Source organism: Pseudomonas sp. Irchel 3F6 (genome assembly GCF_900187595.1).
GTDB lineage: Bacteria > Pseudomonadota > Gammaproteobacteria > Pseudomonadales > Pseudomonadaceae > Aquipseudomonas > Aquipseudomonas siliginis.
In genome coordinates this window covers 227,183-249,987 of the sequence record NZ_FYDP01000005.1, presented here as the reverse complement: position 1 = coordinate 249,987, position 22,805 = coordinate 227,183, and the positions used below count along the sequence as shown (strand labels likewise).

Genomic DNA, 22,805 nt, shown 5'->3' with positions numbered 1-22,805 from the left:
CGAGTCAAAGCAAGCGGAGCACGCAGGCCGCTCGGCGGGAGACGTGAGGATGGAAGCCCGTCAGGGCCAAGACACGTAGGGGTTTGGTGCACGACAGCCGTCCCCCGGAGGGGCACGCAATGAACTCTCGGTGGCCGCCCTAACCTCCAAAGCCGCATTCACTGGTAGTCCTCGACGGCTAATCAGAAACGCGGAATCACAAATCCTTCTTCTCTTCCGTCAGTTCAACGTCACCCAAAGACCCCAAGTGAATTCGTCGACACGGCAGCTCTACAAGGAGACCTTGCTCAACAAGCATCCGAGGAACCTCCCAAAGCACTCCGGTTACTTCCCAAGTTTCTGCAGCAGCAGATACGGCCTTGCCAACGCATGCACCAAGGTCGAAATCTTGAGTCGCTACAAACGGCCCTTCCCGGCTGTACGACTCAAAGATACCGGACGCCACTGTGACGACCTCGCCTTTCTTCAGGAGCATGAAGCCACCTTGATCTCAAACTCACAACAGCAGGCCGTGAGATCCCCTCCCTGCCGTTGAAATATCACTGCAAGATCCGAGGGGTCGGATGGTAATGCCCCTTAGTAGTAAGCAAAAAATCACGCAAGCTGGCGCGGCCATTTTGGCGCTGAAACGTCGCTAAGACATAACGGCTATTCTCGGTAGTCATTACCCAGAACCTCCCCTCGCGTTCGACCTTCAACACGTCAGAAGTCCTGATCAGGTGACCATCTTCAAAACGCCCATACTGGTCTTTCCGCTTGTGGCCAAAAACAACGCCGATACCTGCCCGTGACCTTATGGAAACACCGCAGAGGTACGCGGTCACTGGCACATCAAAGCCTTGCTCCTGGGCTTTAATGATTCGTTTGAGATCGAACTCTGTATGGCGCTTTCCGTGAAAATTGACATCAATGGTGTCGAGCATCATTGCGCTCCAGTTGCGGTCTGTATGGAGTTATCAAGAATTGCACACGCGACCAGACGCACTGGTATCGTGCAACATTGTTGGTAATTTTCAGATTGATCGAATCATGCTCGAGAGAAAGATCGGGCGAAGGTCTGTTAGCAAATCGATTTGAAAGTCTGGTCGGTGAGAGCTGTGGTAGACAGCACCTCCCTCAACCTCTATTAGGCAGACCTCAAAATCACCGTCGTAACCTAGAGTTACTTTAGCTACGCGTTCCATGTCCCATCTGGCGCCCTTGTTCATCCATGGGGGAGTCATGACCTGAACATCAGTTATCTCTTGTTCAGAGTTCTGGGTGACGAGCATACTTTGCAACTTGTGCTCCCCCTCAATCATCTCAACGCATTCAGTGCTACGACCTTGGTCAGTCAAGCGAATAGTAAGGTGATACCAGTGAGTCCTGAGAATCCGTGACACGCTATGCCAATGCGCAAGGCCTTCACCAAAGATCCCCGGGACGCCGATAAGATCTGAGTCTTGTGTTCTGAACATCAGGTGCCTCAATTTTCTTCGGACGCAAAGCAGCCCGGTTGATAATTCAAAATAGAGAGAAAATCTCTTTGATGGTTGCTGACTTGCGATGACCCGGCCCGAGAAGGACGTAGACGGTATTCCGAGTTTCGAACAGAAAGCCGTCGTTGAACGCAGTGCCCATACTCGATCTGACCCAGTGGCCAGGCTCAAAACGCCTCTGCTCGTCGTCCACGACCTTGTGGGCAAACATGAACATTGGCTGGCAGCCTGCAGCGGATACTTTCGCTCGCTCGTCATCGGTGACGACGGCGTCTAGGATTGTCCATTCTTCTACGGCGCAGAGGGGCATCCATTTGTAGCGCTTTCTGGCTGCAGCCATCACGGCTTCGAGACCCAACTCAGAACCCATCAGGCTGACACCGGGATCGCCCAACAGACCACCTTCGATGACCCCATCCACGGCCCAACCCTCTCTGTCAATATTCGATAATTAGCAGCTGAGGCATAATACCGCCACACCTACAAATATATCTGTTTGTGCGGCGGCAGGCAAATGCGACATACCGTCTCTTTTTATTGGGATAGTGAAATGTCGCTGCGGAAATCTTATGCAGCAGTAGTTCAACTGCTTCGCACTCGGAAAGGCTTGTCTCAAGCAAAACTCGCGGGCTCGATCACACAGGCCCACGTGAGCGAGCTAGAGCTCGGTAGAAGCTCAGCGACCATCGAAATGAGTGCCCGTCTTGCCTCTGCGCTGAAAGTAGAGCCAATAACTTTGCTGGCACTTGCTGCTGCCGCGCATGAGAAGTGCACAGTGCGGGAAGCTCTCCTGGCTGCGCTGGCCGAAGCAGAAGGCTTAGGGCTAGCTGATGCCCTGCTACCATCAGAGCCACAAGCCTTGGCCGTGCCTAGCGTCGTGGAGGCTAGAAAGAAATGGTTGGCGGTGCAGGAGCTGAAGAAGCGTGGGCTCAGCCAGTCCCAAGCGGCGAAAGAGCTCGGACTGCCAGAGAGCACCTTAAGGCGGCTGTGGCATCAAAACATTACCGACTGACGGAAGAAGACTGCGTTCTATCAATCGCCAGCATCATCGAAGCTACTGCCCCATCTTTAAATAAGACGTGATCGCTAAGCAGCCTATTCCTGAACGACGGAAGAGAAACTTCCTCCGACGGCAACCTTGTGGTGCCTCGGCTCAAACACCCTCAAGACCGTCTTCTAGCTGATGGAGCTTTCTGATGGGAACGGTAGCGACTGAAGAAGGACGCATGGTGTGCGCAGTGCGCGTAGCTTGTTGCCAGATGAGTAGCAAACGGCTTGGGAAGGGAAGGAAAGCAAATACGGATGATGTGTCCCCTGCTGGAATCGAACCAGCATCTAGCCCTTAGGAGGGGCTCGTTCTATCCGTTGAACTAAGAGGACATTGAGCGCGATATCTTACGTAAAACCATGCACTTAGGAAAGCTCATGCCCCTAACCATACCCTATCATCACAAGATCTTCAGCTTCTCGCTTAGGGGCGGATGACGACTTATCTCAACAGGAGACTAGATCCCACCCCAGATAAGAACCTGCAACCTTCCCCTTAGGAGGGGGATGCTCTATCCAATTGAGCTACTGAGACACTGATTGAAGCGCGCTGTACGCGGGGCGACAGACGGCGTGCATGTTAACGGCCGGCCCCTGTTTTGTCATGTCGTCCGTAGGGCTTTTTAAGTGTAGGCAGGCGCCGTGCAAGATTGCGGGAACTTTTACCGGGCAATTTGCACTACGCGAAAAAGCGGTCATTGCAGTTTGCAATCAGTGCCGCCCGAAAAACCTTACCAAACCCTTGTTTTTAAAGGACTTATCAGCCGTTACACTGTTGGCACGGCGACTGCTATGGCTGTTCTATCAAAAAGAACAATTTGGAGCGTCGTGCCATGAACAGCACCCTCTTGCTTGCAAACGCAGCGGCATTGGCCTTCTTGCTCGGATCGCATTTTTTTCCCAAGGCGGACATCGAGCAGCCAGTGGCGCAGCGCATGCCGCATTACTTGCAGGTGCAGAAAGCGCCGCAGTGGGCGGTGCTGAGTGATCGCAGCGATGCCTCTACGCAAATGGTCAGCGAGCCTGAGCTAGCCTCGGCGCCGACCACCGAACGTCTGGTTTTTTGAAATATCTTCAGGAGTACAACATGTCCAAATCAGCGACGGGATTTCTGATCCTCGCTTTACTGAGTGGCGTTACCCATCTGGCGCTGTTCGAGGAGACGGAAGTCACCTTGCCTCTGGTTGGCTGTGGCGTGTTTGCGGTGCTGTTTGTGCTGGCGCTGATTGCAGGGCGCAAGATCAAGTTCGATCCGGTTCTGCGTTGAGCCGGATCAGCTCAAGTAATGCAGAGACAGCTTCAGCAAGGTCAACAGAATTGTCGATCTGATGAACGGGGCTGTCGCTGGATCTTCGGTCTTTGAACAACGCATTGCGAGCCAGCCTCGCATCGATTTGCTCAGGGGTCTCCCGACCACGGCTGAGCAAGCGCTTGCGCAAGACCTCATCGCTGACTGTCAGCAGAATCGGCACCAGCGTTGGATACTTCTCCATTGCTTGACGCAGGTTCGCTCTCGACCCGTTAACCAGTACGTGCCGGCCCGCTTGCAACCATTCATCCATTTCCGCGGGAATGCCGTATGAGAGTCCGTTGGCTTGCCAGGCCAGGGAAAAAGCGCCAGTGTGCTGTCGCCGCTCGAATTCTTCAGGTGTCACGCCGATTGCATCTTCGCCGACTGACTCCGCCGATCGGGTAATCACCCGGCGCATCACTTCACAGTTCAACTCACGCAGTGGCTCACGCGCTGCTTCGATCAGGCTGTCCTTGCCCGAACCGGACGGCCCCATCAGGTAAAAAAGCTTGCCATCCATCCCGAAAACGCCCTCCGACGGGTCCTGCCTCTAGTAAATCGGCAAATTGCCACTATCCTGTACACATAGGGATCAAGAATAGCGAGCCGCATAGCATGCACGTTCTAAGGTCTTCGGACATCAACAGATGTGCATGCGAAAGCGGGCAGCGATACGGAAGGATGGAAAGTTTTCCAACCAGTCCGCATTTCTGACAACTGGTGCTGGCATTACGCCTTTACCCGGCTCAATATTTGTCACAGAATTGACGCCAATGATCTGGCAATTTTGAGGCATGATGCCGGCCTCTTAACAATTCAGGTTGAACCAATTGGTCCGGATGCTTGTCCTACCACACATCCTGCGGCCAATCCCGAGAACCGCTCCCCTGAACTAACCGGTTAAATATATGCGCCCATTGAAACAGGCAATTTATTCCAGCCGTACGGCTGACAAGTTTGTCGTACGTCTGCCAGACGGAATGCGTGAACGCATTGCCGAGGTGGCTCGCAATCATCATCGCAGCATGAACTCCGAAATCATTGCGCGCCTTGAGCAGAGTCTTATTCAGGAAGGCGCACTGGGCGAAGAGCTGAGCATGCGCCTGGACAGCCCGGAGCTGTCGCTGCACGAGCGCGAGCTGTTGCAGCGCTTCCGTCAGCTGTCGCACCGTCAGCAGAACGCCCTGGTGTCGCTGATCGCCCACGACGCTGAAATGGCCGCAGACGCGTCCTGAGTTATACCGAACATATTGAAGCCAGCATGATTGCTGGCTTTTTTTTGCCCGCGATATGACAGATGGCCGCTTGGCAATGGAGTGTGGCGAGGGGATTTATCCCCGCTGGGCTGCATGGCAGCCCCAAAAACAATGGGACTGCTGCGCAGTCCAGCGGGGATAAATCCCCTCGCCACCGTTACTTGTACTTGCGCCCGTATTTGTTTGGCAGGCACAAAAAAGCCCGTCGATTTGACGGGCTTTTCATTGCACAAGGTCAGAGCAGGAAGATTGTCGCCAACCCGAGGAAGATGAAGAAGCCACCGCTGTCGGTCATTGCGGTGATCATCACACTGGCACCCATCGCCGGATCGCGGCCCATCTTCGCCAGCGTCATCGGAATCAACACCCCCATCAACGCCGCCAGCAACAGGTTGAGTGTCATCGCCGCCGTCATTACCACGCCGAGTGACCAACTGCCGTAGAGCATGTACGCGACCACACCGATCACCCCGCCCCAGACCAGACCATTGATCAAACCGACCGCCAGCTCTTTGCGCATCAAGCGCGAAGTGTTGCCGGTGCTGACCTGATCCAGCGCCATGGCGCGCACGATCATGGTGATGGTCTGGTTACCGGAGTTGCCACCGATACCCGCCACGATCGGCATGAGCGCCGCCAGTGCCACCAATTTCTCGATCGAACCTTCGAACAGACCGATCACCCGCGATGCCACAAATGCAGTGATCAGGTTCACCGCCAGCCACGCCCAACGGTTACGCAGGGATTTCCACACGGAGGCGAAGATATCTTCCTCTTCGCGCAGACCGGCCATGTTGAGGACTTCGCTTTCGCTTTCCTCACGGATCAGGTCGACCATTTCATCGATGGTCAGACGCCCGATCAGCTTGCCGTTCTTGTCGACCACCGGCGCGGAGATCAAGTCGTAACGCTCGAACGCCTGAGCAGCGTCGTAGGCATCTTCGTCCGGATGGAAGCTCACCGGATCGCTGGCCATCACTTCCGCGACCTGCTTCTCCGGATCGTTGACCAGCAGACGCTTGATCGGCAGCACGCCCTTGAGCACGCCGTCGTAATCAACCACGAACAGTTTATCGGTATGACCGGGAAGCTCTTTGAGGCGACGCAGATAGCGCAGAACCACTTCAAGGCTGACGTCCTCACGGATCGTCACCATCTCGAAGTCCATCAGCGCACCGACCTGATCCTCGTCATAGGACAGCGCCGAGCGCACGCGTTCGCGCTGCTGGTTATCCAGACTCTCCATCAGCTCATGGACAACGTCTCGCGGCAGCTCGGAGGCCAGGTCAGCGAGTTCGTCGGCGTCCATGTCCTTGGCGGCAGCCAGGAGCTCGTGATCGTCCATGTCGGCGATCAGCGTTTCACGGACGGAATCGGATACTTCGAGAAGAATGTCGCCGTCGCGGTCGGCCTTGACCAGTTGCCAGAGCGTCAGGCGATCGTCCAGCGGCAAGGCTTCGAGAATGTAGGCGACGTCGGCGGAGTGCAGATCATCGAGCTTGCGTTGCAGCTCGACGAGGTTTTGCCGGTGAACCAGGTTTTCCACGCGGTCGTGGTGCGGACCTTCCTGGCGATGAGTCAGGTCTTCAACGACACGCTGGCGCTGCAGCAACTCGACGACCTGAGCCAGGCGGTCCTGCAGGCTTTCCTGTGTTTTTTTTACTTCGATTTCGGACATAGGCGAACTCCACTCCCAGCAGCGGGGCACGCCGGAAGGATCAATCAGTCAATTCATGATTGGTGAAACGGTTTACTGAACAACTACTGGGTAAGTCCATGGAGGTTTTCCATAAGCCCCGGCGGGGCTGACGGGCGCAATGATACACGCCTGACGGTTTAAAACGTTGAAAAAATCACGGCTGAAACAAGCGCTTGCGAAACAAACCTGAGCGCCTGCCTGACCCGTGCAAATGCGACGACTCATCTCGAAAAGAAAACACACCGGCAATGCAAAAAGCAGCGACTACCCTTGAGCTTAGATCGTCACGGAGGACATCGAATGCCAGCAAAACCAGCGCTTTTTCTACTGACCGCCCTGCTCCACATCACGCCTGCCAACGCCACCACACTTCATCGCTGCCAGGCTGCTGACGGCAGCGTCACGTTTACGTCGATGAGCTGCGCAACTGGCGAGCAACTCTCAACTCAGGAGGTCCACCCGTATTCACCCGGCTGGGTCGCAATCATGCCGGAGTTCAATCACGAAGCTGTGACCGGCATGAAAGACAGCGGACGCGAACCGGGCATCGTCGGCGGCACTGAACATAAATGTGGAAACCTGATCGACAACAGACAGCGGCGCGAAGCGATCATCAACCGTCGAGTGATTGCCGGCATGAGTCAGCGGGACGTCGAAAGCGCGCTGGGCAAACCGGACAAGATCAACACCCGCACATCGACCACGAGCTATCGTTACGACCTCAAGCGAGGCCGCAGTGCTCAAATTGATTTTGATGAAAGAGGCTGCGTGAAGGGAAAAGCCAAATCCCGGACAGCAAAAAGCCCGCGTTAAACGCGGGCTTCTTGGTATATGGTGCACTCGACAGGATTCGAACCTGTGACCGCTCGGTTCGTAGCCGAGTACTCTATCCAGCTGAGCTACGAGTGCATTTTGTGTTTTTAGACCAGACCACAACTGGCTGAAGCCGAGTTACTCACCTTACAGCAGATAACTCTTAAATGGTGCACTCGACAGGATTCGAACCTGTGACCGCTCGGTTCGTAGCCGAGTACTCTATCCAGCTGAGCTACGAGTGCATTTGTTGCCGCGCATTATAGGCCGTCTAATCTCTATGTCAAACACTTTTTCTAGTAATTTCAACAACTTACAGAAGAAGCCAGATTACGACGTACTAAGCAAATAATGGCGGAGAACGGGGGATTCGAACCCCCGACACCCTTTTGAGGTGTACTCCCTTAGCAGGGGAGCGCCTTCGGCCACTCGGCCAGCTCTCCGCAACACGGGGCGTATATTAACCAGCTTCTTCCCCGTTTGCAAACATAAAAATCGATAAAAATTAATGGCTTGGTTCTTCGTCCTTCTCTTTCTTTATACGCAGGTAAATTTCCTCACGGTGCACCGCAACCTCTTTCGGAGCGTTGACGCCGATACGCACCTGGTTTCCTTTGACGCCGAGCACGGTCACGGTGATTTCGCCGTCACCGATAATCAGGCTTTCCGCGCACCGACGAGTCAGAATCAGCATACCTTTCTCCTTACGCCATTCATTTCAGGGACAACAGTCTGCAAAAAAAAGGCACCCGACCTACAACCGCAGCGATCGTAGCCCTACATGCCTGAGTATTGACCAGCGCGAGCAAAAGAACAGTTCCGGGGCTCGCGCCATTCAAAAATAAAGGGCGCGGTCAGACCGCGCCCTTCACAGAATCGGATTACTCGCCCTGACGGGCCGGAGCATCCAGTTCGAAAGCCGTGTGCAGCGCGCGCACGGCCAGTTCCAGGTACTTCTCTTCGATCACTACGGAAACCTTGATTTCCGAAGTCGAGATCATCTGGATGTTGATGCTTTCTTTTGCCAGGGATTCGAACATGCGGCTGGCCACGCCTGCGTGAGAACGCATGCCGACGCCGACGATCGAGACCTTGGCGATCTTGGTGTCGCCAACTACTTCACGGGCACCGATTTCGCGAGCGGTGTTTTCCAGCACGGTCTGTGCAGCTTGGTAGTCGTTGCGGTGCACGGTGAAGGTGAAGTCGGTGGTGTTATCGTGCGCGACGTTCTGCACGATCATGTCGACTTCGATGTTCGCGGCACTGATCGGGCCGAGAATCTTGAACGCCACGCCCGGGGTGTCTGGCACGCCACGGATGGTCAGCTTGGCTTCATCGCGGTTGAAAGCGATGCCGGAAATGATCGGCTGTTCCATGGTTTCCTCTTCATCAATAGTAATGAGGGTGCCCGGACCCTCCTTGAAGCTGTGCAGTACGCGCAGCGGAACGTTGTACTTGCCGGCGAATTCCACCGCACGGATCTGCAGGACCTTGGAACCGAGGCTGGCCATTTCCAGCATCTCTTCGAAGGTGATCTTGTCCAGACGCTGAGCGACCGGCACCACACGCGGGTCGGTGGTGTAGACACCGTCGACATCGGTGTAGATCTGGCATTCATCCGCTTTCAAGGCCGCAGCCAGTGCCACGCCCGTGGTATCGGAACCGCCGCGACCGAGGGTGGTGATGTTGCCGTGCTCGTCGACGCCCTGGAAACCGGCGACAACCACCACACGGCCAGCCTTCAGATCACCGCGAATCTTCTGGTCATCAATCTGCAAGATACGCGCTTTATTGTGCGCACTGTCGGTCAGGATCCGTACCTGATTGCCGGTGTACGACACCGCCGGCACACCGCGCTTGATCAGCGCCATGGCCAACAGGGCAATCGTCACCTGCTCACCGGTGGAGACGATCACGTCCAGCTCGCGCGGAACCGGTTGCGCCTCGCCACTGATTTGCTTGGCCAGATCGATCAGACGGTTGGTTTCGCCGCTCATTGCAGACAGCACAACCACCAGGTCATCGCCGGCATCGCGGAATTTCTTAACCTTGTCGGCGACCTGCTCGATTCTCTCGACAGTGCCGACCGAGGTGCCTCCAAATTTCTGTACGATCAAAGCCATTTCAAAGCCGCCTCTGCCCATGAAGGGCGCCCAATAATCTTTCGAACAGTCGCCAGGCCCGCCACTAGACTGCGGGCCTGGCGAGCCGTCTTATAAAGCCTGCTCGACGAATGGAACGGTCAGCGCCAGTGCGCCATCCAGCGCAGCGGCATCGACACCGCCGCCCTGCGCCATGTCCGGACGACCACCGCCCTTCCCGCCCACTGCCGCAGCAGCCTGTTTCATCAAATCACCGGCTTTGAGTTGGCCAGTCAGGTCCTTGGTTACGCCTGCAACCAGTACGACCTTTTCCTCATGGACACCGCCGAGCAGGATCACTGCGCGGCCGAGTTTGTTTTTCAGCTGATCGACCAGCGCCAGCAGCGCCTTGCCATCCTGACCGTCCAGACGGGCGGCCAAAACCTTCACATCCTTGACGTCCACCGCCGAGGCCGACAGATCGTCGCCCGCTGCGCTGGCTGCCTTGGCCTGCAACTGCTCGAGTTGTTTCTCCAGCAGACGGTTGCGCTCCAGTACCGCCGAGAGCTTGTCGATCAGGTTGTCGCGGCTGCCCTTGACCAGGCTGGCCGCTTCCTTGAGTTGTTCTTCCGCCGCGTTCAAGTAGGCCAGCGCCGCAGCACCGGTGACTGCCTCGATACGACGCACGCCCGATGCCACACCGCCTTCGCTGATGATTTTCAGCAGGCCGATGTCGCCGGTACGGTTGGCGTGGATACCGCCGCACAGTTCGACCGAGAAGTCGCCCATGCTCAGCACGCGCACGCTGTCGCCGTACTTCTCGCCGAACAGCGCCATGGCGCCTTTGTTCTTCGCGGTTTCGATGTCGGTTTCTTCGGTTTCAACGGCGGAGTTCTTGCGAATCTCGGCGTTGACGATGTCTTCCAACTGCTTGATCTGCTCTGGCTTGATCGCTTCGAAGTGGCTGAAGTCGAAACGCAGACGCTGACTGTCGACCAACGAACCTTTCTGCTGCACATGCTCGCCCAGCACCTGACGCAGCGCGGCGTGGAGCAAGTGCGTAGCCGAGTGGTTCAGCGCGGTGGCGTGACGTACTTCGGCGTCGACGTGAGTTTCCACCGGTGCGCCGATGGTCAGACTGCCTGAGGCCAGCACACCGTGGTGCAGGAATGCGCCGCCGGTCTTGGTGGTATCGCGCACGTCGAAGCGGCTGCTGCCGGCCTGAATGAAACCGCAGTCGCCGATCTGGCCACCGGATTCGGCGTAGAACGGCGTCTGGTTGAGCACGATCACGCCTTCCTGACCTTCGCTCAGCACGTCGACCGACTGGCCATCCTTATAGATGGCAACGATTTTCGCCGAGCCGCGGGTGGCGGCATAGCCGGTGAACTCAGTGGCCACGTCGACCTTGACCAGTGTGTTGTAGTCCAGACCGAACGAGCTGGCCGAACGCGCGCGAACACGCTGCGCTTCCATCTCACGCTCGAAACCGGCTTCGTCGACGGTCAGGCCGCGTTCGCGGGCGATGTCAGCAGTCAGGTCCATCGGGAAGCCGTAGGTGTCGTAGAGTTTGAACACCACGTCGCCTGGCACCACGGTGCCTTTGAGCTCGGCCAGATCCTGCTCGAGGATTTTCAGACCGTGCTCCAGGGTCTTGGAGAACTGCTCTTCTTCGGCCTTGAGCACGCGCTCGATGTTGCTTTGCTGCTTCTGCAGTTCCGGGAAGGCTTCGCCCATCTCGGCAACCAGCGCCGCGACGATCTTGTAGAAGAAGCTGCCGGTGGCGCCGAGCTTGTTGCCGTGACGGCAGGCGCGACGGATGATCCGGCGCAGCACGTAACCGCGACCTTCGTTGGACGGCAGCACGCCGTCGGCAATCAGGAAGCCGCAGGAACGGATGTGGTCGGAGACGACTTTGAGCGACGACTGATCGCCGTTTTCGCAGCCGATCGCTTCAGCCGAAGCCTTGAGCAGGTTCTTGAACAGGTCGATGTCGTAGTTGGAGTTGACGTGCTGCATCACCGCACTGATCCGCTCCAGGCCCATGCCGGTGTCCACCGACGGCGCTGGCAACGGATGCAACACACCGTCGGCGGTGCGGTTGAACTGCATGAACACGTTGTTCCAGATTTCGATGTAGCGATCGCCATCTTCTTCCGGCGAGCCCGGCGGGCCGCCCCAGATGTGCTCGCCGTGATCGTAGAAAATCTCGGTGCACGGGCCGCACGGGCCGGTATCGCCCATGGTCCAGAAGTTGTCGGAAGCGTACGGCGCGCCCTTGTTGTCGCCGATGCGGATCATGCGCTCGGCTGGCACACCGATTTTCTGTGTCCAGATGTCATACGCTTCGTCGTCGGTGGCGTAGACGGTGACCCAGAGCTTTTCCTTCGGCAGCTTGAGCACGCCAGTGAGGAAGGTCCAGGCGAAGGTGATCGCGTCGTGCTTGAAGTAGTCGCCGAAGCTGAAGTTGCCGAGCATTTCGAAGAACGTGTGGTGACGCGCGGTATAACCGACGTTTTCCAGGTCACTGTTCTTGCCGCCGGCGCGCACGCATTTCTGGCTGCTGGTGGCACGGGTGTACGCACGTTTTTCCTGGCCCAGGAAGCAGTCCTTGAACTGGTTCATCCCCGCGTTGGTGAACAGCAGGGTTGGGTCGTTGCCCGGAATCAAAGAGCTGGAGGCTACACGGGTGTGGCCTTGCTCTTCGAAGAAGCGAAGGAAGGCTTCACGGATTTCTGCGCTTTTCATTAGGTTCTTCCACGGAGGCTGCGGCCAAAGGCCTGTTCGAAACGTCATGAGACGAAGCGACGGCAAAGGGCCGCATTATATCGGCCCTGCGCGCGGGGTACAGCGTGTTTATACGATAGAAACGGTCAATTGGACGGCTGACGCTGTCACTTGCGTGAAAACTCGACGAATGTCGCGATCACTTGCTCGATTTGCGCGCGGCTGACGTCCATGTGCGTGACCATGCGCAAGCGCGCAGCGGCGCTGAGCCTGATCCCGCGTTCGCCGGCAAAATCCTTGAGTGCTGCGGCCTTGTCGCCCATTTGCACATAAACCATGTTGGTTTGCACGGGCTCGACGACGAAACCGGCCTCACGCAGCCCCTCGGCGAGCAACTGCGCGTTGGCATGGTCATCCGCGAGCCGTTCGACGTGATGATCCAGCGCGTACAAGCCAGCCGCCGCGAGCAACCCGGCCTGACGCATGCCGCCACCGACCATTTTGCGCAAACGCCGCGCCTTGCCGATCAGTTGCTCGGAACCGCACAGCACCGAACCGACCGGTGCGCCGAGGCCTTTGGACAGGCACACCGACACCGAATCGAAATGCTGGGTGATCTCCCGGGCATCGACGCCAAGCTTGACCGCCGCGTTGTACAGCCGCGCGCCGTCCAGGTGCAATTGCAGGCCGTGTTCCTGAGTAAAGCGTCGCGCGCGCGCCAGATACTCCAGCGGCAGCACCTTGCCCTGCATGGTGTTTTCCAGCGCCAGCAAACGGCTGCGGGCGAAATGGAAATCGTCCGGTTTGATCGCGGCGGCGACCTGATCCAGATCCAGCGAACCGTCGCCCTGCACCTCCAGCGGCTGCGGCTGAATCGAGCCGAGCACCGCCGCCCCGCCACCTTCGTACTTGTAGGTGTGCGCCTGCTGACCGACGATGTATTCGTCGCCACGCTCGCAGTGCGCCATCAGGCCGAGCAGGTTGCTCATGGTCCCGGTCGGCACGAACAGCGCGGCGGCAAAGCCCAGACGCTTGGCCAGTTCGGCCTCGAGGCGATTGACCGTCGGATCTTCGCCGTACACATCGTCGCCGGTGTCCGCTGCGGTCATCGCGTCGAGCATGGCGGGAGTCGGTTGGGTGACGGTGTCGCTGCGAAGATCGATAACGCTCATGAACCTGGCCTCTGGTCAGATGGGAAATCCCTTTGTGAAGTGGGATTACTGCGGTCATCGCACAGATTAATCAACCCTAGAACGAGGAAAAATCCCATTCTTCCTCGAGAAGACAAAGCCCATGTGGGAGCGAGCCTGAACGCGAAAGCGGAGTAACAGTCAGCATATTCGTTGAATGTGAAGCCGCTTTCGCGAGTGGGCTCGCTCTCGCAGTGTCATGTGCATGGCCGGGAAATATGTGTTACAAACTTGCCGCCGCCCGCCTATGGGCGGCGAAAACGTTCTCAGGGCGGGGTGCAATTCCCCACCGGCGGTAATTGCGCGCAATGCGCATAGCCCGCGAGCGCTTGGCGCTGCACACGGCTTGGATCGGGTGCATCGGCAAGGTCAGCAGACCCGGTGTGATTCCGGGGCCGACGGTCATAGTCCGGATGAAGAGAGAACGGGATCGACGCCAAAGGGCCGTCCGCGTGCATCCGTGCCTGCGTTCGCACCCTTGCATCCCTTTCGATTCATAACGCCCTGTTTTTCACACAAACAGGAGTCAGAACATGCAACCCACCGCAATCGACAGCAAAAGCAAACACCCCCAGGGCGAGCGCGTCGCGTTCATCCAGGCCTGCTGGCACAAGGAAATCGTCGACCAGAGCCGTAAAGGCTTCGTCGCTGAAATGCTGGTGCAGGGTTATCAGGAATCGGACATCGACTTTTTTGAAGTCGGCGGCGCCTTTGAAATGCCGCTGCACGCAAAGCTGCTGGCCAAGTCAGGCCGTTACGCTGGTATTGTCGCCGCCGCTTTGGTGGTGGACGGCGGCATTTATCGCCACGAATTCGTCGCGCAATCGGTGGTCAGCGGCCTGATGCAGGTGCAGTTGGAAACCGAAGTGCCGGTGTTCTCGGTGTCGCTCACCCCGCACCACTTCCATTCGGGCGAAGAGCATCAGAAGTTCTTCTTCGAGCACTTTGTGCACAAGGGTCAGGAAGCGGCGCGGACTTGCGCGGATACGTTGCAGAAGATTCGCGCGTTGCGCCGCACCGAGCCGCGCGCTGTAGCGGTCTGACTGCACCAGGCCGGGTGGGGACTTAAGCCCCACCCGAATTCAAATGTGGGAGCGAGCCTGCTCGCGAAGGCGCCGTGTCAGCCACCAAAGAAGTTGGCAGACAGTCAGCATTCGCGAGCAGGCTCGCTCCCACAGTGCTTCGCGTTAATCGGAACGTCAGGCGAGGTTTTCGTCGGTGGTCGGGACGATCAGAATGCCGGCGCGCAGGCCGTTCTTGACCTTGGGGTTGGGGAAGATGATCCGCGCGCCCTGCTCTTCGATCACCCAGCGGGTATTGGCCAGATCCTCGGCCAACACATAACCCGGCTCCAGCTCGGAAAAGTTCTCGATATCCGCCGGCAGATTCAGGCGGAACGCATCGCTGTGCTTGATGATTTCCCGCGCCACGCTGAACAGCTGCAAGCCATCCAGCCCTTCTTCTGTCTCCGGCTCAGCGCCTTCGATGATCTGCTTCAGGCGGGTTTCCAGCAGTGAAACGTTAACGCCGTCGTTCTGCCCGAACGGCCGCGCCTTGCCCAGTTCCAGGGTGAAAGCCTCGGCGTCGAGTTTGTCGTAGGTGTACGAACTGAACACGATGGATGGTTTGTTCTGCAACAGCACTGCTTCCATGCCGGCGGCGCGCAGGCGCGCCAGTTCGCGACGGGAATGCTGGCGCCCTTCCTTCCACGGGTACAAGGCGAACTGTTCGATCTTCGACCCACGAATCGCGGTGTGCAGGTCGTAGTGCAGACGCTGGCGCTCGGGCTTGCTGAAGAAACTCGCCGCCAGCCGTTCCAGCTCACAGGCGCGCAACGCTTCCGAGCCGCTGCTTTGTTCGTGGCGACCGTTGAACAGTCGATTGACGTCCTGCTCGACGAAACGCTCGCCCTTGCGAATCGCTTCCGGGTTGCCGAACAGGAACAGAATGCGTGCGCGCGGCTTGAGATCGCCGCGCGCGATGTCGTGCAGCAGCCGATCGAGCAACTCGATCGGTGCCGTTTCATTGCCATGGATGCCTGCCGACAGCAGCAGGTCCAGGCCATTGTCGCGCGCTTCCGGGGGCCGCACTTCCAGCGCCCCTTCGCTCAACCAGCGCATGCGCACGCCTTCGACAGTCAGTTGAGTCTTCTCCGCCGGTTCGCGGCCGGCGAGGGTCAGTTCAAGCAGTTTGCCGAGGGCGAGCATAGAGCGGTTTCCTTAGTGGTCGTGGTTGCAATCCGGGCCGTGTACGTGATCCTCGTCAGCGCCGAGGTCAGCCGGTTCCATTTCCAGTTGCAGACTTACCAGATTAGTCGCCAATGGGCGCAGCAGCAGGTTGGCGTACTCTTCGTCACCTTCCTCGACGTCCACGCCGATCAGCAGCTGGCCACGGCCGTCCTGCTGGATCCACAGCTCTTTGCCTTGCCACATGACCGCAACGCGGGTGCACGAGGTTTGCAATTGCGTGCCGTCGGTGTCTTCAAGGATCAGCTGCAGGGAATCGCTCATGTTTTTACTCTCTTGGGGTGACACGCCGCGCGCCACGTTCAGGCAGCGCGCTGGCGATCAATTGATCTGGAAGGGATAAACCGCGCCCAGTTTAAGGATTTGCGTCAGTTCATCCAGTGCCGTCCGGCATTCAAGCAACAATTGCGGGTCCGCCAGATCGGTTTCGCTCAGGCGGTCGCGGTAGTGCTTTTCAACCCATGCGGTCAACGAACCGTACAACGGGGCCGTCATGATAACGCCTGGGTTGACCGCCGCCAGTTCGGTTTCATTCAGCGCCACGCGCAGACGCAGGCACGCCGGGCCACCGCCGTTCTGCATGCTTTGCTTGAGATCGAAGACTTTAACTTCGCGGATCATTCCGCCGGAGCTGGTCAGGCTTTGCAGATAAGCCCAGACGCGTTCGTTGGCCTGGCATTCCTGCGGCACGATCAGCAGCATCGAACCGTCAGGACGCGAGAGCAACTGGCTGTTGAACAGGTAGGAACGCACCGCGTCATCCACGGTGACTGCCGAACGCGGCACGCAAACGGACTGGAAGTTACCACCGACCTTGGCCAGTTTGCCTTGCAGTTCGGCGAGCATCTTGTCGGTCTCGAGGAACGCGTCCTCGTGATAGAACAGCACTTCACCGTTGCCCACAGCGATCACGTCGTTGTGGAACACGCCCTGATCGATGACGTTGGGATTCTGTTGCGCGTAGACCACGCCTTCGTCACGCAGACCGTGCAGACGCGCGACGGCTTGCGAGGCTTCGAGGGTCTGGCGTGCAGGGTATTTCTGCGGCGCCGGGAAACGGTTGTCGAACGCACTGCGGCCGAACACGAAAAACTCGACGCCCGCCTCGCCGTACTCACGGCAGAAACGCGTGTGGTTGGCCGCGCCTTCGTCGCCAAACTGCGCCACTGCCGGCAAAGCGGCGTGATGGGCGAAGTGCTGTTGATTGGCGAACATCGCGCCGAGCACGCGGCTGGTGGTCGGGTGTTCGATGCTGCGGTGATATTTGCAATTGAGGTTGGCGGCGGTGAAGTGCACGCGGCCGTCAGCGGTGTCGGCACTCGGGCTGACCGTGGCGGCGTTGGCCACCCACATGCTCGACGCCGAGCAACTGGCGACCAGCAGCGGCATCGCTTCCTTGGCGGCGCGCTCGATCACCTGCGCGTCAGTGCCGCTGAAGCCCAGACGGCGCAGCGCCGCCACGTCGGGACGTTCCTGCGGAGCCAGCACGCCTTGCTGAAAGCCCATGTCCATCAGCGCTTTCATTTTTGCCAGACCTTGCAGCGCCGCTTCCTTCGGGTTCGAGGATTGCTGACTGTTGCTCTGCGAGGCGACGTTGCCGTAGGACAGACCACCGTAGTTATGGGTCGGCCCCACTAGACCGTCAAAATTGACTTCATAGGATTTCATCAGCGAGGCTCCACGAGAATCTGTTGTTATAGGCTTCAGTAACTATTCTTTGCGACCGCAGTGCGGCCTTCGCGAGCAGGCTCGCTCCCACAGGATTTAGGTTGGACACAAAATGTGTGAACACCACTGAACCTGTGGGAGCGAGCCTGCTCGCGAATGGGCGCTACGCCATTTTCACGCCAGGCGTCAGAGCCGATGGCAACACCAGGCTCGGGGTTTCCAGCGACGCCACCGGGTATGCGCAGTAGTCCGCTGCGTAATAGGCGCTGGCGCGGTGGTTGCCCGAGGCGCCGACGCCGCCGAATGGCGCGCTGCTCGCGGCACCGGTCAGCTGTTTGTTCCAGTTGACGATGCCGGCGCGGCTTTCCAGCCAGAACTGCTGGTAACGCGCTTCGGAATCGGAGAGCAAACCGGCGGCCAGTCCATAAGCAGTGTTGTTGGCTTCAGTGATCGCCGCGCCGAAATCGGTATAGCGGATCACTTGCAGCAGCGGCCCGAACAGTTCTTCGTCCGGACGCTCAGCCACGGCCGTCACATCGACAATGCCCGGAGTCAGCAAGGCCGATTGTGCTTGCGGCTGGGTCATTTCCAGCAGCGCCACCGCGCCGTTGGCCAGCAGTTGTTCCTGCGCATCCATCAGCGCTTTCGCCGCGCCGAGGGAAATCACCGAGCCCATGAACGGTGCCGGTTGCTGATCGAAGGCACCGACTTCAATGGTCGAACTGACTTCAACCAGACGCTTGAGCAGGCTGTCGCCCCACGCGCCTTGCGGCACCAGCAGACGGCGGGCGCAAGTGCAGCGCTGGCCGGCGGAAATGAATGCCGACTGAATGATCGTGTACACCGCCGCGTCCAGATCAGCGACCTGATCGACCACCAGCGGGTTGTTGCCGCCCATCTCCAGCGCAAGGATCTTGTCCGGACGCCCGGCGAATTGCTGGTGCAGATGATTGCCGGTGCGGCTCGAACCAGTGAAGAACAGACCGTCGATACCCGGATTCGCCGCCAGAGCGATGCCGGTTTCCCGCGCGCCCTGCAGCAGGTTCAACACGCCTGCCGGCAGGCCGGCTTCGATCCAGCACTTGACCGTCAACTCGGCGACTTTCGGCGTCAGTTCGCTGGGCTTGAACAGCACGCTGTTACCGGCCAGCAGTGCCGGGACGATATGACCGTTAGGCAGGTGACCGGGGAAGTTGTAAGGGCCGAAGACCGCGACCACGCCGTGCGGCTTGTGGCGCAACACGGCGGTGGCGTCGCCCAATGGGCCGCTCTTTTCCCCGGTGCGCTCGCGGTAGCTCTGCACCGAAATCGCGATCTTGTTGACCATACTGGTCACTTCGGTCGCAGCTTCCCACAGTGGTTTGCCGGTTTCTTCGCCGATGGTGCGAGCCAGTTCGTCAGCGTGGTTTTTCAACGACGCGGCGAAAGCTTCGAGGACGCTGATGCGCTCTTCGAGCGTACGGCGCGCCCAGCCGGGAAAGGCCTGACGAGCGGCCTGCACCGCCGATTCGACCTGCGCGACAGTGGCGCCCTCGCCCGCCCACAGCACTTGCTGGGTCACCGGGTTCAGCGATTGAAAGGCCTCGCCCTGACCGGCCAGCCACTCACCTGCGATGTATAGCGAATTCATTATTTCGACTCCCGTGCAGCGGACAACGCCACGGCGCGAACCTGATCGCCGGCGCTGAGTTGAAGACGTTTCGCGGTTTGCGGATCGACCACCAGGGTGCCCGCAGCCAGGCGCGCTGGTGCAGCCGTGATGCGGCAATCCTCGCGCTTGCGGTTGTGGATGATGAACGGCGTGGCGTCATCGCCCGGCGTGCCGACGGCCAGCACCAGCGCTTCGCTGTCACGCACCGCGCGGATCTTGCTGGTTTCGCATTCGATGGCCGGGCCGGCGTCGAAGATGTCGACGTAACCCTGGTAGCTGAAGCCTTCGCTCTTGAGCATGGCCAGCGCCGGCTCGGTGTCCGGGTGCACCTGGCCGATGACGTTGCGCGCGTCCGGCGAAAGGAAGCAGGTGTACAGCGGGAATTTCGGCATCAGTTCGGCGATGAACGCCTTGTTGCCGACGCCGGTCAGGTAATCGGCCTGGCTGAATTCCATCTTGAAGAAATGGCGGCCGAGGCTTTCCCAGAACGGCGAGCGCCCGGCGTCATCGGACACGCCACGCATTTCGGCGATGATCTTGTTACCGAACAGCTCCGGGAACTCAGCGATGAACAGCATGCGCGCCTTGGACAGCATCCGGCCGTTGAGGCCGTTGCGGTAATCAGCGTGCAGGAACAGCGAGCACAGCTCGGAATTGCCGGTCAGGTCGTTGGCCAGAAACAGCGTCGGGATTTCGCGGTAGATGGTCAGCTCTTGCGAAGCGCTGACCGTCAGACCGACGCGGAAGTTGTACCAGGGCTCACGCAGGCCGACCGCGCCGGCGATGGCGGAAATCCCCACCACGCGGCCGTCATCGTCTTCGAGCACGAACAGATAGTCCGCATCGCCACGCCCGGCTTCGCCGCGAAAGGTCTTCTCGGCCCAGCCGACCCGGTGGGTCAAGCGCTCTTCGTTGGCCGGCAATGTGGTCAGGCCGGTGCCGGTGCTGCGGGCCAGGTCGATCAGCGCGGATAAATCGCTGCTGCGTACGGGACGAACAATCATGCTATCTCCTCAAACGGGCCGCTCGCGCCACCCGTGAAACTCGCTAAGGCGTTAAACCGCCACCAGGCGCACGCTGGCACCTTCACCGACGCCCAGGGCTTCGGCCGCTTCCATATCCAGCGTCACCGGTTTGCCCGGCGCGTAATCCAGCTCGAGCAACACCGCGCGGTAATCCTGCAACTGCGCATTGGCCACCAGGTACTGACGCCCGGCACCTTTCACTGGCTCGCCGATCTTCACCGGCACCACGCGGCTCTGAGCGATCGAACGGATCCCGGAAACCCGTGCATGCAGGGTCGGGCCGCCGTCGAAGATGTCGATGTAGTGATCGGTTTCGAAGCCTTCGCGCATCAGGATGTCGAAAGTGATCTGCGCACGCGGGTGCACCTGGCCCATCGCCTCTTGGGCGGAATCCGGCAGCAGCGGCACGTAGATCGGGTAATGCGGCATCAGCTCGGCGAGGAAGGTGCGGCTTTTTAGCCCGCACAGGCGCTCGGCCTCGGCGTAGTTGAGGTCGAAGAAGTTACGCCCGATCGCATCCCAGAACGGCGAGTCGCCATTCTCGTCGCTGTAACCGACGATCTCGGTCACCACCGAGTCGGCAAAACGCTCCGGGTGGCTGGCAACGAACAGCAGACGGCCACGGGAATTGAGCTCGGCCCACGGCGATCCGACCAGCTCGCGCTGCACATAGAAACTGGTCAGCAGGCTGTTGCCGGTCAGGTCGTGGCACTGCGAGAGCACGTGGATCTTGTTGTGGATCTTCAGCTCGCGGGAGGCGTGGACGAAAGTCTCGTTGCGGAAGCTGTAGAACGGCTCCGAATAACCGGCGGAAGCGACAATGGCCGAGCAGCCGACCAGTTTGCCGGTGCTCGAGTCTTCGAGGACAAAGAAGTAACTCTCTTCACCGTTGAAGCTCACTTCGGCGGCGAACGAAGCTTCGCTCGCGGCGATCTTGTCGCTCAGACGTTCCACGTCATCCGGCAAGGAAGTGACACCAATCGGGCTGTCCGCAGCCAGACGCTGTACCTCGCCCAGATCAGCCATTTGCGCGGGGCGCATCACCAGCATGGTGTCACTCCTTTCTCTTCAATATTCACAGAAAAAACCGGGCCCACATAAAGATCGATGCAGGAATGGGACTTGTGGCGAGGGGATTTATCCCCGCTGGGGGGCGAAGCACCCCCAAAAATCTGGGGCCGCTGCGCAGCCCATCGGGGACAAATCCCCTCACCACAGGTTCAATCCAACAGGTGAATGTGCCCGGTATCAAAAATTGGTTCGGCGCCGGAAAAACTCCAGGCGCCGAAAGGTCCATCAGGCTTGCGTCAACTTCGCCGCAGCACGTTCGAAGCGGTCGAGACCGGCGTCGATATCGGCATCTTCCACCACCAGGCTCGGGGCGAAGCGGATCACGTCCGGGCCAGCCTGGAGAATCATCAGGCCTTCCTGCTCGGCGGCGTTGAAGATGTCCTTGGCCTTGCCTTTCCACGCTTCGCTCAGCACGCAACCGATCAGCAGACCGAGACCACGCACCTGAGTGAACAGGCCGTATTTCTCGCCGATCTGTTGCAGGCGGGTCTTGAACTTGTCGTGCTTGGCGTTCACGCCGTTCAACACTTCAGGGGTGTTGACCACGTCGATCACCGCTTCGGCGACGGCGCAGGCCAGCGGGTTGCCGCCGTAAGTGGTGCCGTGGGTGCCGACGACCAGATGTTTGGCCAGCGCTTCGGTGGTCATCATTGCCGCGATCGGGAAACCACCGCCCAGGCTCTTGGCGCTGGTGAGGATGTCCGGGGTCACGCCGTAATGCTGGTAGGCAAACAGCTTGCCGCTGCGGCCCATGCCGGTCTGCACTTCGTCGAACACCAGCAGCGCGTTGTTCGCGTCGCACAGTTCGCGGGCGCCTTGCAGGTAAGCCAGTTCGGCCGGCAGTACGCCGCCCTCGCCCTGGATCGGCTCGAGCACGACCGCGCAGGTCTTCTCGGACACCGCGGCTTTCAGCGCGGCCAGATCGTTGTAGGGAACGTGGGTGATGCCAGTGATTTTCGGGCCGAAACCGTCGGAGTACTTCGACTGGCCACCGACGTTGACGGTGAACAGGGTACGGCCGTGGAAGCTGTTCAGCGCGGCGATGATTTCGTATTTCTCGGTGCCGAAACGGTCGAATGCGACGCGACGGGCCAGCTTGAACGCGGCCTCGTTGGCTTCGGCGCCGGAGTTGCAGAAAAACACGCGCTCGGCAAACGTGGCGTCGATCAGCTTGTGCGCCAGACGCAGGGCCGGTTCGTTGGTGAACACGTTGGACACGTGCCACAGCTTGTTCGCCTGTTCGGTCAACGCGCCGACCAGCGCCGGATGCGCATGGCCCAAAACGTTGACGGCAATCCCGCCGGCGAAGTCGATCAGCTCGCGGCCGGCCTGATCCCAGACCCGGGAACCGGCGCCACGCACCGGAATGAAAGCGGCAGGCGCGTAGTTGGGAACCATAACCTGGTCGAAATCGGCGCGTTGTACCGCAGCGTGCTCAACGGACATCGGAGTCTCCTGAAGAGGAACACCCGCCTGGAACTGGCGAGCGATGAGGGGATTGTAAGGACAGTTTGGTGCCCGGCCTTGTCGCCAAGCGACAACTTCTTATAGCGCAAACCCCG

The 22,805-nt window shown here is 59.1% G+C and carries 22 protein-coding genes, 4 tRNA genes and 1 riboswitch; of the genes, 6 read left to right on the top strand and 20 right to left on the bottom strand.

Annotated features, from left to right (window positions below):
• Positions 1-196 precede the first annotated feature (196 nt).
• From CKW30_RS18480 to CKW30_RS18465, 3 genes are all read right to left on the bottom strand, one after another.
• Positions 197-475 (bottom strand): hypothetical protein, encoded by a 279-nt coding sequence (locus CKW30_RS18480; protein WP_095181534.1) that lies wholly within the window; start codon positions 473-475, stop codon positions 197-199.
• Between the two features lie 64 nt (positions 476-539).
• Complete coding sequence (locus CKW30_RS18475) at positions 540-923, bottom strand: hypothetical protein (RefSeq protein WP_095181533.1); 384 nt, start codon at positions 921-923, stop codon at positions 540-542.
• Between the two features lie 580 nt (positions 924-1,503).
• Complete coding sequence (locus tag CKW30_RS18465; protein ID WP_095181635.1) at positions 1,504-1,848, bottom strand: hypothetical protein; 345 nt, start codon at positions 1,846-1,848, stop codon at positions 1,504-1,506.
• A gap of 144 nt (positions 1,849-1,992) precedes the next feature.
• Between CKW30_RS18465 and CKW30_RS18460 the strand changes: the two genes are divergently transcribed.
• Positions 1,993-2,490: a helix-turn-helix domain-containing protein gene (locus CKW30_RS18460; RefSeq protein ID WP_371857554.1), complete on the top strand. Its 498-nt coding sequence runs from the start codon at positions 1,993-1,995 to the stop codon at positions 2,488-2,490.
• 296 nt (positions 2,491-2,786) lie between these two features.
• Here the strand turns inward: CKW30_RS18460 and CKW30_RS18455 are convergent.
• Positions 2,787-2,858: transfer RNA gene (locus tag CKW30_RS18455), tRNA-Arg, on the bottom strand.
• A gap of 500 nt (positions 2,859-3,358) precedes the next feature.
• Between CKW30_RS18455 and CKW30_RS18445 the strand changes: the two genes are divergently transcribed.
• Positions 3,359-3,592, top strand: a complete 234-nt coding sequence (locus CKW30_RS18445; RefSeq protein ID WP_056788077.1) for a hypothetical protein — start codon at positions 3,359-3,361, stop codon at positions 3,590-3,592.
• A 20-nt stretch (positions 3,593-3,612) separates the two neighbouring features.
• Entirely contained in the window at positions 3,613-3,792 is a 180-nt protein-coding gene (locus CKW30_RS18440; protein ID WP_016773599.1) for a PA3371 family protein, read from the top strand.
• On the opposite strand, the gene phnN is transcribed toward CKW30_RS18440, so the two are convergent.
• Positions 3,767-4,336, bottom strand: a complete 570-nt coding sequence (gene phnN, locus CKW30_RS18435; protein WP_095181530.1) for a phosphonate metabolism protein/1,5-bisphosphokinase (PRPP-forming) PhnN — start codon at positions 4,334-4,336, stop codon at positions 3,767-3,769. The genes CKW30_RS18440 and phnN overlap by 26 nt on opposite strands.
• Positions 4,337-4,724: 388 nt before the next feature.
• Here phnN and CKW30_RS18430 point away from each other — a divergent pair, with 388 nt between their 5' ends.
• Positions 4,725-5,051: an Arc family DNA-binding protein gene (locus CKW30_RS18430; RefSeq protein WP_003178899.1), complete on the top strand. Its 327-nt coding sequence runs from the start codon at positions 4,725-4,727 to the stop codon at positions 5,049-5,051.
• A gap of 256 nt (positions 5,052-5,307) precedes the next feature.
• Here CKW30_RS18430 and mgtE read toward each other — a convergent pair whose 3' ends face one another.
• Complete coding sequence (mgtE, locus tag CKW30_RS18425) at positions 5,308-6,750, bottom strand: magnesium transporter (RefSeq protein WP_016773597.1); 1,443 nt, start codon at positions 6,748-6,750, stop codon at positions 5,308-5,310.
• Between the two features lie 321 nt (positions 6,751-7,071).
• Here mgtE and CKW30_RS18420 point away from each other — a divergent pair, with 321 nt between their 5' ends.
• The gene (locus tag CKW30_RS18420; protein ID WP_095181529.1) at positions 7,072-7,584 is read left to right on the top strand and encodes a cell envelope protein SmpA; all 513 of its coding nucleotides are present in this window, start codon (positions 7,072-7,074) and stop codon (positions 7,582-7,584) included.
• A gap of 19 nt (positions 7,585-7,603) precedes the next feature.
• Here CKW30_RS18420 and CKW30_RS18415 read toward each other — a convergent pair.
• From CKW30_RS18415 to ltaE, 7 genes are all read right to left on the bottom strand, one after another.
• Positions 7,604-7,680, bottom strand: a tRNA-Arg gene (locus CKW30_RS18415).
• A 72-nt stretch (positions 7,681-7,752) separates the two neighbouring features.
• Positions 7,753-7,829 (bottom strand) — tRNA-Arg (locus CKW30_RS18410).
• Positions 7,830-7,936: 107 nt separating this feature from the next.
• Positions 7,937-8,027 (bottom strand) — tRNA-Ser (locus tag CKW30_RS18405).
• A 62-nt stretch (positions 8,028-8,089) separates the two neighbouring features.
• A complete protein-coding gene (csrA, locus tag CKW30_RS18400; protein ID WP_002554426.1) occupies positions 8,090-8,278 on the bottom strand; it encodes a carbon storage regulator CsrA in 189 nt (62 codons plus the stop codon).
• 187 nt (positions 8,279-8,465) lie between these two features.
• Entirely contained in the window at positions 8,466-9,707 is a 1,242-nt protein-coding gene (locus CKW30_RS18395; RefSeq protein ID WP_016773595.1) for an aspartate kinase, read from the bottom strand.
• Positions 9,708-9,797: 90 nt separating this feature from the next.
• Positions 9,798-12,413 carry an alanine--tRNA ligase gene (alaS, locus tag CKW30_RS18390; RefSeq protein WP_095181528.1) on the bottom strand — a complete coding sequence of 872 codons (2,616 nt, stop codon included), beginning with the start codon at positions 12,411-12,413 and terminating at the stop codon, positions 9,798-9,800.
• A 146-nt stretch (positions 12,414-12,559) separates the two neighbouring features.
• A complete protein-coding gene (ltaE, locus tag CKW30_RS18385) occupies positions 12,560-13,564 on the bottom strand; it encodes a low-specificity L-threonine aldolase (protein ID WP_095181527.1) in 1,005 nt (334 codons plus the stop codon).
• A gap of 276 nt (positions 13,565-13,840) precedes the next feature.
• A riboswitch (FMN riboswitch) is annotated at positions 13,841-14,012 on the top strand.
• Between the two features lie 103 nt (positions 14,013-14,115).
• On the opposite strand from ltaE, the gene CKW30_RS18380 reads away from it, so the two are divergent.
• Entirely contained in the window at positions 14,116-14,625 is a 510-nt protein-coding gene (locus tag CKW30_RS18380) for a 6,7-dimethyl-8-ribityllumazine synthase (protein WP_016773593.1), read from the top strand.
• Between the two features lie 156 nt (positions 14,626-14,781).
• Here the strand turns inward: CKW30_RS18380 and astE are convergent, their stop codons facing one another.
• The 7 genes from astE to CKW30_RS18345 form a co-directional block, all read right to left on the bottom strand.
• The gene (astE, locus tag CKW30_RS18375; RefSeq protein ID WP_095181526.1) at positions 14,782-15,789 is read right to left on the bottom strand and encodes a succinylglutamate desuccinylase; all 1,008 of its coding nucleotides are present in this window, start codon (positions 15,787-15,789) and stop codon (positions 14,782-14,784) included.
• A 12-nt stretch (positions 15,790-15,801) separates the two neighbouring features.
• Positions 15,802-16,092, bottom strand: a complete 291-nt coding sequence (locus CKW30_RS18370) for a hypothetical protein (protein ID WP_016773591.1) — start codon at positions 16,090-16,092, stop codon at positions 15,802-15,804.
• Between the two features lie 57 nt (positions 16,093-16,149).
• A complete protein-coding gene (gene astB / locus CKW30_RS18365) occupies positions 16,150-17,496 on the bottom strand; it encodes an N-succinylarginine dihydrolase (protein ID WP_095181525.1) in 1,347 nt (448 codons plus the stop codon).
• 163 nt (positions 17,497-17,659) lie between these two features.
• Positions 17,660-19,129 (bottom strand): succinylglutamate-semialdehyde dehydrogenase, encoded by a 1,470-nt coding sequence (gene astD, locus CKW30_RS18360; RefSeq protein ID WP_177434224.1) that lies wholly within the window; start codon positions 19,127-19,129, stop codon positions 17,660-17,662.
• Positions 19,126-20,151: an arginine N-succinyltransferase gene (gene astA, locus CKW30_RS18355; RefSeq protein ID WP_095181523.1), complete on the bottom strand. Its 1,026-nt coding sequence runs from the start codon at positions 20,149-20,151 to the stop codon at positions 19,126-19,128. The genes astD and astA overlap by 4 nt, the downstream gene beginning before the upstream one ends.
• 51 nt (positions 20,152-20,202) lie before the next feature.
• The gene (aruF, locus tag CKW30_RS18350) at positions 20,203-21,222 is read right to left on the bottom strand and encodes an arginine/ornithine succinyltransferase subunit alpha (RefSeq protein ID WP_024014015.1); all 1,020 of its coding nucleotides are present in this window, start codon (positions 21,220-21,222) and stop codon (positions 20,203-20,205) included.
• Positions 21,223-21,468: 246 nt separating this feature from the next.
• The gene (locus CKW30_RS18345) at positions 21,469-22,689 is read right to left on the bottom strand and encodes an aspartate aminotransferase family protein (protein ID WP_016773586.1); all 1,221 of its coding nucleotides are present in this window, start codon (positions 22,687-22,689) and stop codon (positions 21,469-21,471) included.
• Between the last annotated feature and the right edge of the window lie 116 nt (positions 22,690-22,805).